The 10619-nt window shown below is 64.9% G+C and carries 8 protein-coding genes; 1 reads left to right on the forward strand and 7 read right to left on the reverse strand.

Features of this window, described 5'->3' with window-relative positions:
• Positions 1 to 182: 182 nt before the first annotated feature.
• The 7 genes from HX817_RS13660 to HX817_RS13690 all read right to left on the reverse strand — a co-directional run bounded on the left by HX817_RS13660 (position 183) and on the right by HX817_RS13690 (position 9184).
• Positions 183 to 1325, reverse strand: a complete 1143-nt coding sequence (locus tag HX817_RS13660) for an LLM class flavin-dependent oxidoreductase (protein WP_003218626.1) — start codon at positions 1323 to 1325, stop codon at positions 183 to 185.
• Positions 1315 to 2307, reverse strand: a complete 993-nt coding sequence (locus HX817_RS13665) for an LLM class flavin-dependent oxidoreductase (RefSeq protein ID WP_177040372.1) — start codon at positions 2305 to 2307, stop codon at positions 1315 to 1317. The genes HX817_RS13660 and HX817_RS13665 overlap by 11 nt, the downstream gene beginning before the upstream one ends.
• Before the next feature lie 159 nt (positions 2308 to 2466).
• Positions 2467 to 3453: an LLM class flavin-dependent oxidoreductase gene (locus HX817_RS13670; RefSeq protein WP_177040373.1), complete on the reverse strand. Its 987-nt coding sequence runs from the start codon at positions 3451 to 3453 to the stop codon at positions 2467 to 2469.
• The gene (locus HX817_RS13675) at positions 3450 to 4439 is read right to left on the reverse strand and encodes an LLM class flavin-dependent oxidoreductase (protein ID WP_087695236.1); all 990 of its coding nucleotides are present in this window, start codon (positions 4437 to 4439) and stop codon (positions 3450 to 3452) included. Before HX817_RS13675 ends, HX817_RS13670 begins: the two co-directional genes overlap by 4 nt.
• Positions 4436 to 5353, reverse strand: coding sequence for a 5'/3'-nucleotidase SurE (locus HX817_RS13680; protein WP_177040374.1), 918 nt, complete (start codon positions 5351 to 5353; stop codon positions 4436 to 4438). Before HX817_RS13680 ends, HX817_RS13675 begins: the two co-directional genes overlap by 4 nt.
• Positions 5350 to 6687, reverse strand: coding sequence for an LLM class flavin-dependent oxidoreductase (locus HX817_RS13685; RefSeq protein ID WP_177040375.1), 1338 nt, complete (start codon positions 6685 to 6687; stop codon positions 5350 to 5352). Before HX817_RS13685 ends, HX817_RS13680 begins: the two co-directional genes overlap by 4 nt.
• A gap of 58 nt (positions 6688 to 6745) precedes the next feature.
• On the reverse strand, positions 6746 to 9184 hold the full coding sequence (locus HX817_RS13690) for a TonB-dependent siderophore receptor (protein ID WP_003218616.1): 2439 nt from the start codon (positions 9182 to 9184) through the stop codon (positions 6746 to 6748).
• Between the two features lie 306 nt (positions 9185 to 9490).
• Between HX817_RS13690 and HX817_RS13695 the strand changes: the two genes are divergently transcribed.
• Positions 9491 to 10483, forward strand: a complete 993-nt coding sequence (locus tag HX817_RS13695) for a P1 family peptidase (protein ID WP_003218615.1) — start codon at positions 9491 to 9493, stop codon at positions 10481 to 10483.
• The last annotated feature ends 136 nt before the right edge of the window (positions 10484 to 10619 follow it).

Consider the following 10619-nt stretch of genomic DNA (forward strand, 5'->3'; position numbering starts at 1 on the left):
GCCAAGGATGGCCCATGACGGCGGCCCACGGTCCAAAGCCGGAGTGAGGGCACTCCGAGCCTAAGCGAGGAGCCGAGTGGTGGGGCAAGAGCGTTTTGCTTACTTTTGCGCTTTTCAAAAGTGAGCCGCTGTAAGAGCGGAACCAATATCAGCCATAACCGAAGAAACGGATATGTACTCAATCAACCCCGACCCACCTCAACATCCCTCCCCGAAGCCCCAATCCTGCGCAACAAAGGCAACACCTCCGCCCCCACATGAATCGACTCTTCCAGATGCGGAAACCCCGAGAGAATAAAGCTGTCCACCCCAAGCTGGTGATACTCCTCGATCCGCTCCGCCACCCGCTCATAACTCCCCACCAGCGCGGTCCCGGCCCCGCCCCGTACCAGGCCCACACCGGCCCAGAGGTTGGCCGAAACCTCCAGCTCCCGCGCCCCACGCCCACGGCCTTTCATCAACTCGGTCTGGCGACTCTGCCCCACCGATTCATACTTGGCCATCTGCCGCTGCGCCTGGTCAATGGCGTCCTTGGGTATCTCCTCCAACAGCCGCTCCACATGCGCCCAGGCCGCCTCGTCAGTGCGATCGGCAAAGATGTGCAAGCGCAACCCAAAGCGCAACGTCCGCCCCTGCATCGCGGCCAACTCACGCATCCGCAGCACCCGCTCGGCAATCATCGCCGGCGGCTCACACCACATCAGGTACGTCTGCCCATGGGCAGCCCCCACCTGCTCGGCAGCCTCGGAGGCACCCCCAAAATAGATCGCCGGCACCTCGGCCCCAGGCGCCACCGGCGTGTTGATCCCACTGCGGTAGTAGCGCCCCGGATGCGCCGGCTGCTTTCCAGCCCACACCGCCTGGAACACCTGCAAAAACTCCGCAGTACGCGCATAACGCTCATCGTGTTCGAGAAAGTCCCCCAACGAACGCTGCTCAAAACGGCTGGACCCCGTCACCACATGCAACGCCAGGCGATTCTCGCTGAGCAATTGCAAGGTCGCCGCACGGTGGGCGGTATAGGCCGGCAGCTCCATGCCTGGTCGCAACGTCAGGAGGAATTTAAGCCGCCGCACCTCCTGGGCCAGCACCGCGGTAATCAGCCACGGATCCTCGAAACCGCTGGCGGTGGGCACCATGATCCCGTCGAACCCGGCCTGTTCGGTAGCCCGCACGATCTGGCGCAGGTAATCGAGGGTGGGGGCACGTTCGCCTTGCTGGAACAGCCCGACCTTGGGCAGGCCGCTGCTGGTGAGGTGGCGACCGTCGCCATTGGTGGGCAGGAACCAGTCGAGCTGGATCGGGGGGCGAACCTCAGTGTTCATGGTGCAGGCGCTCCTTGCGCAGGTCGTGTCGAAAAAGCAGCGGCAGGATCTGTTCACCAAAGCGCAGCACTTCGCCGACCGCCGGGCCGCCTTGCAGGATGATGTGGCCAAGGCCGAGGCCGTGCAGTTCCTGCAGGCGCGTGGCGATTTGGCGGGGCGTGCCCACCAGGATCAACGGTTGGCCAGGGTGCAGTTGCAGCAGGTTCGGGTGGATCTCCCACTGGCGCAACGGGTGACGGTCGCGGGGCACGGTGGCGATGCGGTGGTTGGGCAGGTCCTGGGTCGGCAGCAGGGCGGCGGCGGTTTCCCAGGCCAGGTCCTCGCTGTCGCCGATGACCAGGCCGAAGGTACAGGCAAAGGCCAGGCCCGGCTGAAGCTGGCGCCAGCGTTGTATTTCCTGGTCCAGCCACTGCGGATGCCCAGGCCGCAACAGGCAGACCTGGGCGTGGCCAGCCACCAGCGCGTGGCTTTGGCTGTCGTCCAGCACCAGTGGCGGCGCGGGCAGTTCGCGGCGGGCGACGCCGGCGTTTTCCAGTTGGAAATAGCGGCCTTGATAATCCAGGCCGCCGTCATTCGGTGCCAGCAGTTGTTGGAGAATCTCCAGGTATTCGCCGATGCGTTCGCTGCGCTGGTCGCGGTTCAGCCATTCGCCAAACGCACTGCGCAGACTGCCTTGTTCGCCGTCGGGCAAGTGCAGGCGCACCCGGTGGCTGCTGATCGATTGCAGGCTTTGCAGGGTGGTGGCCAGGGCCGCCGGCAGCATGACTTCCGGCGGTACGCTCACCGACAATTGCACCCGTCGGGTGTGGGCGCATAACGCCGCCGCCACACCGAGGCTGTCGGCACACAGCGCGCCGCCGGGGATCCACAGGCCGTCGATGCCGGCGTATTCCACCGCCTGGGCCAGCTGGATCCATTGCCCCGGCCGCGCCGCCCAGTCGGGGGTACAGAGGGGCATCAACCAACTGAATTCAAGGGGCATACACGGGCTCCATAGTTTGGCATCAGCATCACGCGTCGTCGTAGCAGCTGTCGAGCCCCGGCGAGGCTGCGTTCGCGGTGTATCTGACACACCGCTACGCAGCCTCGTTTCACTCGACAGCTGCTACGGGAGCTGACGCTTTCAGGGCGTTTGATCATCCTACTCTCGTCCTCGCCATCCGAGGGCCGGGGCGATGTCCCGGGCGATGATTTCCAGGCGCTTGAGGATCTGCGCCTGGGTCGAGCTTTCGGCCTGGACCACGGCGATCACGTAGTCAGCATAGGGCAGCAGGGACGGGTCCTGTTGCAGGCTGGCGATCACTTCGTCGGGATGGCCGTGGTGCACGTTCATCAGGCGCAGGTGCTCCTGCAGGTCCACGGCTTGATCGATCAGGCCTTCGCGTTGCAGGCGCGGGATGTGGCGCTCGATATCCACCGCCAGTTCCGCTTGGGCACTGGCGCGATCCGCTGCCGGGAAAATTGCCCGCACCACGCCGATTCTCGGTGGGCGATCGGTGCGGGTCCAGGCATTCAAGTAGGCATCGGCCAGGGGTTTCTGCACCGTCAGCGGATCGTGGGTGGCGGTGCCCAGCAGCAAGCCGTTGCCCTGGCTGGCGGTGTATGCCGCGCCTTCGAGGCTGCCGTGGGAGTGCCACAAGCGGCTGCTCAAGCCGGTTGCTGGCGGTTGCAGGGTCAGCGCGCTGTGGGGCGTCAACGGCTCGCCGTCGAGTAACTGCTGGACCTGCTGCTGGTGTTCGCTGAAATCGACTTGGCGTTGCACGGCATCACGGCCAAACACGCTGAAATTGTCGAGGTTGGCGCCGCCGCTGCCCAGGCCCAATTGCACCCGGCCGCCGCTGAGGGCATCGAGCACACTGGCGTCTTCCGCCAGGCGGATCGGGTCTTCGAAAGGCAGCACGATCACCCCGGTGCCCAGTTCGATATGCCGGGTTCGCTCGGCCACCGCCGCCAGCAGTACCAGCGGTGACGGCAGCCGGCCAAAGCCGTTGCTCAGGTGGTGCTGGGCAATCCAGCCACCGTCGAAACCGAGGGCCTCGGCGACTTCGAATTGTTCGATCAGGTCGCGGTAGACCTGCTGTGGATCGTCGCCAAAGGCGTGGCTGAGAAAGCCCAGTTTGAAGCTCATGTCAGGGTTCCTTGGGGCAGTGTCGGTTGCCAGCCGAGGGCCGGGGCGATCTGTTCGCGGATGATTTCCAGGGCACGGATCGCCTCCCGCAGCGGGGTGCTGGCGGTCTGTACTTGCAGCACCAGGTGGTCGTTGGCCGTCAGGCTCGGCCCTTGCTGCAACTGCTCGATGATCTGCTCGACCGGGCCGTGCAGGATGCCGAGGCGCCTGAGGGTGGCGTCGAAATCATCATCCACCGGCGCCTTGTACACGCCGATGCTCTGTTGGCGTTGCACGTAGGCCTGGATATCGTTGCGCGTGGCGGCGTCCGGGTTCGGGATCAGCGCCTGTACCCGGGTAACACGGGGCGGGGTGCCGTTGTCACCGGTCCAGGCGTTGCGATAGCGGTTGACCAGTTCTACCCCGGCTTCGGGCGGCAGGTGCGGGTTGGGCGCCATGATCAGGCCGTGGCCGCGCTCGGCCACCCGTTCCACCCGTGAGGTGGCTTCCCAGATTCGCTGCCCAAGGCCGGCCGCCCGTGGCAACAGGCGCGAGCCGCTGTCGGTCAGGGGGGCGTTGCCCAGGGCATGGATCAACTGTTGCAGGTGCTGCTCATAATCGCGGTGGCGCGCCTCAGGCTCACGACCGAATGCGGTGAACGTGTCGGGATCAAAACCCGCACCCAGGCCCAGCTCCAGCCGGCCATTGCTCAACAGGTCCAGCACCGAGGCGTCTTCCGCCAGGCGCAGCGGCGCTTCCTGGGGCAACACGATAATCCCGGTGCCCAGGCTGATCCGCCGGGTGCGCTGGGCGATGGCGGCAAGCAATACCAGGGGCGAGGGCAGGCGGCCGTTTTCGCTGGCGAAGTGGTGCTGCGCCACCCAGCCACTGTCAAAGCCCAGCTCTTCGGCGACCTTGAACAACTCCACGGTGTCGCGGTAGACCTTGGGCTCGAAGCCGGGGCTGTAGACGCGGCTGAGAAACCCCAGGGAAAAACGCGAACTCATGGCTGCACCTCGCGGGCCAGTTGTTTTTGCAGGGCGGGACCGGCGTTGATCGACTCCGGCAGGCCGCTGAACGGGCTGATGGTCAAGTAACCCTTGTTGAGCCATACCGCCTCATCCTGCTTCTGCTGCTCGGCGGTGGCGGCGGGGCTGTACTGGAAGCCGATGCCGGGTTTGCCCGGCAGTTTGAATTGCTTGAGGTCGTCGGTGTACACCGCTTCAAAACCCACGTAGCTGCCGATGCGGGTGAGTTTCACGCCCTTGATCCGTGGGTCTTTTGGCAGGTTGATATTCAGGCCCAGGCCCTTGGGCAAGAGCGCGCCGTCGGGCTGGCGATGCTGGTCCAGGGCATTGACCAGCTTCGCCACCAGTTGCGCCGCGCGTTGTGGGTCTGCCTCCTTCAAATCGGTGCTGACTGCCAGCGCCGGAATGCCCGCCTGCACCGCGACACTGGCGACGTTGAACGTGCCGGAAGCGCTGTTGATCGCCCCCAGGTTATTCCCGGGGTTGGGGCCGACGATCACCAGGTCGGGGTGGGCCATGACTTTTTTCAGGCCCATCAGCAGGGCCATTACCGGCGTACCGCTGATTTCGATCTGCACGTCTTTGCCGGCGCATTCGGGGCTCTGGCACACGCCGTTTTCAGTGGTGCTGATGTAGTAACTGTCGGGGTAGGCCGGGTCGTCGTCATGGCCAACGGTGACTTCGCGACCAAAGAAAAACGCACCGCCCCGTGCGCTCTGGTCGGCCTGCGGTGCGGCAATCCGCACCGTATGCCCCTGGGCCTTGAGCTCGGTGTACAGGGCGCGAATATTGGGGTGCTGATAACCGTCGTCGTTGCTCAGCAAAATGTCCAGGGCAAAGGCCTTCGAGACGAACAGGCTGCCGACTGCCAGCATCCATGCGCTGCGCTTCATGGTGTGACTCCCTGGGTAAAGCGATTGGCCGGGCGCGGCAGGCCGAGGTTTTCCCGCAGGGTGGTGCCTTCGTATTCGGTGCGGAACAGCCCGCGTTGCTGCAGCAGTGGAATCACCTGCTCGACGAACAGGTCGACGCCGCCCGGGAAGTACGGGAAGAACACGTTAAACCCGTCACAGGCACGGGCTTCGAACCACTGCTCGAAGAAGTCGGCAATGTCTTCGGCGGTGCCGATTACCGGGTTGCCGGCGGTCAGGTGCAGGTACAGCTGGCGGATGCTCAGGTTCTGGCTGCGGGCCAGTTCCAGCAGTTTGTCGCGGCGGCTGCCGCGCTGGCCTACCGGGGTTTCCGGCAGCGGGCCGTCGAGGTCGTAGCCCGACAGGTCGATGTCATCGCCCAGGGTGTCGGCCAGGAAACGCAGGCCCAGCACCGGGTCCACCAGGGCCTGGAATTCTTCGAACAGCGCCTGGGCCTGTTCGCGGGTTTCGCCGATAAACGGGGTGACACCGGGCAGGATCTTGATGTGGTCGGGGTCACGGCCAAAGGCGGCGGCGCGTTGCTTGATGTCTTGATAGAAAGCCTGGGCGCCGGCCAGGTCATGGCTGACCGCAAAAATCAGCTCGGCAACGCGGGCGGCGAGGGCCTTGCCGGGTTCCGACGCACCGGCCTGCACCAGCACTGGATGGCCCTGTGGAGGGCGGGCGACGTTGAGTGGGCCACGTACGGAAAAATGTTCGCCGCGATGATTCAGGGTGTGCAGTTTGGCCGGGTCGAAATACTCCCCGCTGGCCTTGTTGCGGGTGAAGGCGTCGTCGTCCCAGCTGTCCCACAGGCCCTTGACCACGTCGTGGAATTCTTCGGCGCGCTGGTAGCGGTCGCCATGGTCGATATGGGTTTCACGGCCGAAGTTCCAGGCCTCATCCGAGACCACCGAGGTCACCAGGTTCCAGGCGGCGCGCCCCTTGGACAGATGATCGAGGGAGGCGAACTTGCGGGCGATATGGTACGGCTCGTTGTAGCTGGTGGTGGCGGTGGCGATCAGGCCGATGTTGCTGGTGACGGCTGCCAAAGCGGCCATCAGGGTCAAGGGTTCGAAGTGTTCGGCGCGGGCAGTGCGGCTGAGGGCGTCATGATGATGGCCCCACAGGGCGACCACGTCGGCGACGAACAAGGCGTCGAATTTGCCGCGCTCGGCGGTTTGCGCGATGTGTTTGAAGTGCTCGAAATCCAGGCTGGCATCCGCCTGGGCCAGGGGATGGCGCCAGGCCGATACATGGTGGCCGCTGTTGGCCAGGAAGGCCCCCAGCTTGAGTTGATCGGTACGTCGGGTCATGGACAGGCTCCCGCAAAAGGTCAGGCGCAGGGCCGGCGAACCGGCCCCGCGGGCTGGGTCAGAAGGCGTACGTCACGCCGGTGTACCAATAGCCACCGGTGGTGCCGTAAGGCGAAAAGGTACCGTACGGGAAGCCGCCGGAACTGCTTACCAGGTCGGTGCGTTTCGGGTACTTGTTGAACAGGTTGTTGGCCCCCGCATTCAGGGTCACGGCCTTGGTCAGGTGGTAGTCGATGTTCAGGTCAGTGATCCAGGTCGGCGCGAAGTTACGGTCGTAGATCTCGGCGGTGCCGTACTCGGTGTAGGAGCCGTAGCGGGTCAGGTTGAGGCTGGTTTCAACCTTGTCGTAGGTCCAGGTGGTGCCCAGCAGCAGCTTGGATTGCGGCAAGCCGTACTTGAGGTTGCCCTGGCGCTGGCGGTCATAGCCACCGTCCGGGCCGAGGGCCTGGGCGGCCACGGTCGAGGCGTGGATCGAGTCGATCTGGGTGGTGTTCCAGTTGAAGCCGGCGCTGTATTTCAGGCTGCCATAGGCACCGATGTCCTGGCGGTAGTCGCCCACCAGGTCGACGCCGCGGGTGGTGGTGTCGAGGGCGTTGGTGAAGTAGGTCACCGCCTGGTTCGGGTTGAGCCCGGCGGCGGCGAGGATCGCGCTGATTTGCGGCGTGCCGCCCAGGTAACCGGTCTGGGCGATGCGGTCCTTGATCACGATCTGGTAGGCATCCAGGGTGATGTTGGTGTTGTCAGTGGGTTGCAGGGTCAGCCCGATGCTGTAGTTGGTCGACTTTTCAGGCTTGAGGGTGGTCGCGCCCAGGGCCTTGGCCACATCGGAGTTCACCGCCACGTTGCGGTAGTCGAACAGTTGCCCGTTGACGCTGGTTTGCGAGGTGGAGCTGTAGATCTGCTGGGCCAGGGACGGTGCGCGGAACCCGGTGCTGACGGTGCCGCGCAAGGCCAGGATCGGGGTCAGCTGGTAGCGGGTGGAGAACTTGCCGTTGGTGGTGGTGCCCGAGCCGTCGTTGTAGTGCTCGTAGCGCCCGGCCAGGTCCACGTGCCATTTGTCGGTGAGGTCCTGGCCGATCTCGCCGTAGCCCGCGAGGCTGATGCGGCTTTTTTCGGCGGCGTCGGCCGGGGTGGTACCGGCACCGGAAATGGTCCCGGGTGGAATGATCGCGCCGTTGGCACCGGTGTCGAACGGCCCGCTGGCGTAGGAGGCGAGGTCACCCTTGCCGATCTTGTAGTCTTCGTAGCGCTGTTCCAGGCCCCAGGAAATCTGCGTCGGCTTGTACAGGCCGAGGTCGAAGGCGCGGGTCAGGTCGAGGTTGTTGGTCCACTGGCTGAAGGTTTTTACGCCGGTGTCGACCGAGGTCGGTGAGTTCGGGCCGTAGCTCAGGTTGTAGGTGTCGGTGAGGGTGGCCCGGGCATGGTCCTGGCCGTAGGTGCTCGACAGGTCATAGTCCCAGCCGGCGGCCTGGCCCTTGCCGCCAAACGCCACCTGGAAGTCGTCTTCGATGAAGCGCAGGTTGTCTTCGATACCTTCCGGGTACGGGGTCTGGATGCCGTTGAACGACGGCGGCTGGTGGAATGCCAGGGGCTTTTCCGAGTTGCGGTGGGTGTAGGTCGAGAACGAGTACAGGGTCAGCGCGTCGGCGACCGGCAGCTCGGCGTTGTAGCCGAGGCTGAAGTTCTTCGCCTCGGGCAAGCCGGTGCCGTAGTAGGTGTGGCGTTGGCTGGTGTTGCCGGCACTGTCGGTGTACGGCGCCGCATCGGAACGGTCCGAGACGTCCTGTTTCTTCACGTCCAGGGCGAGGTTGATGAAACCGTCGTTGGGCAGGGCCAGGCCGACATTGCCGGTTTGGCGCACGGTTTCGCCGTCGCCGTTTTCATAGTTCTGACCGTAGGTGGTGGACAAGCTGCCGCCGTGGTCGGTTTGCTTGAGCACGATGTTGATCACGCCGCCGATGGCGTCCGACCCGTATTGCGCCGAGGCGCCGTCACGCAGGACTTCGATGTGATCCACCAGGGCGGTGGGGATCATGTCCAGGTCCACCGGTTGCGAACCGGAGTTGAGGGAGGTGGCGTTGTTCAGCAGCGCGCTGTTGTGGCGGCGCTTGCCGTTGACCAGCACCAGCACCTGGTCGCCGTTCAAGCCGCGCAGGCTGATGGGGCGCACGATCGAGGTCGAACCGAAGCCCGACGAGGCCGGCTGGTTGAGGGACGGCAGCACCTTGCTCAAGGCACGGGTCAGGTCGCCCTGGCCGGTGGCGAGCAACTGCTTGGAAGAAATCACGTCCACCGGCGCCGGGCTGTCGGCCAGGGTGCGGGCCTGGCCACGGTTGCCGATGACCACGACGGTGTCCAGGGGGTTATCGCTGGCCGGGGCGTCGGCGGCGAGGGTCAGGCTGCTGTAGCTGACGGCCTCGCACACGGCGAGGAACAACAGGGTATGGGCGAAAGCCTTGCCGGGTTGGCGGCGGCCTGCGGCGCGTGATGGATTCATGATGTGCAACACTCCAGTGTGGTTAGGCAACGGGCCTTGTTCGAGGACGGCTTGTTAAGTTCAAGCTCTGGTGGAGGCAGGAGAGCAAAGGCTGTGCCATCGCTGAAAAGTCTTGGATAACAAGGAGTTGTTGGAGGGTTTGCGGGGCGGGTGGTGTTTTTCTAACAGGCGGGAGGGCAGGGTGTTGGTTTTTGTGCAGGGGATTTTTTCGCGAAGCTGCTAGCGTACGCTGGGCCGGGGGAGCGCCTCCTTGGCACACCCCTTGCTCTCCCCACGCCATACCTAAACCCAAGGAAGCTTTTCTGTATGCCTAGACCTGGCCCGCGCAACGCCCTCACTGATATTCCCGGCCTGGAGGTTGGCCACGCCACAGACCTGTACGCCGACACCGGCGTCACGGTGATCCGCCCGGATGGTTTCTGGACTGCCAGTATCGACATTCGCGGTGGAGGCCCAGGTGGTCGCGAAACCGCGGCGCTGGAGCCGGAGAACATGGTGGGCCAGCTGCACGCGCTGGTGTTTGCCGGTGGCTCGGTGTTTGGCCTGGCGGCGGCGGATGCGGTGGCGGCGAAGTTGTCCCAGGACCAGGTGGGGTTGCATTTGAAGCCGGGTGCGCCGGCGATTCCTATCGTGCCGGCGGCGGTGTTGCATGATTTGGCCAATGGCGGGGACAAGGATTGGGGCCTGGAGCCACCTTACCGGCGACTGGGGTTCGAGGCGCTGGCCAATGCCGGTCCGGAGTTTGAGCTGGGCTCTGTCGGGGCCGGGCGTGGGGCCATGGCGGGGGTGTTGAAAGGCGGGCTGGGGACGGCGTCCCTGGATTTGGGCGATGGGTTGGTGGTTGCCGCGTTGGTGGTGGCTAACCCGATTGGTTCGGTCTACATGCCGGATGGCGAGACGTTCTGGGCCTGGCCCTGGGAGGTGGCGGGGGAGTTTGGCGGGGCGCGGCCGGTGACGGAGATGGATTGCAGTGATCCGATGCCGGAGTTGTCGCGGCTGGATTCCATGGGGCGTCTGCAAGCGGGGGCCAATACCACGCTGGTGGTGGTGGCGAGTACGGCGCGGTTGACGGTGGCGGAGTGCAAGCGGGTGGCGATCATGGCGCAGGACGGGATTGCCCGGGCGGTGCGGCCGGCGCATTTGCCGTTTGATGGGGATACGGTTTTTGCGTTAGCTTCGGGGGCAGTGGAGGTGGCGGATGGGCCTCGGCGGCAGGTGGAGATTGGGCGGATTGGGTCGGCGGCGGCTGATTGTGTGGCTCGGTCGATTGCTCGGGGGGTGTTTGCTGCGCGGGGTTAGGGTGGGGTGTATATCCGTTACTCCGCGGGCCGCCGCGACGGGCCATCCATGGCCCGGCGCGGCTAAACCGGCGTCCTGCCGGTTTACCCGCTCCGCAATACCTGCGTTCGGCCTCGGGCTTATTGGGGCAGTCAGA

The organism is Pseudomonas sp. C6002 (assembly GCF_013385805.1).
GTDB lineage: Bacteria > Pseudomonadota > Gammaproteobacteria > Pseudomonadales > Pseudomonadaceae > Aquipseudomonas.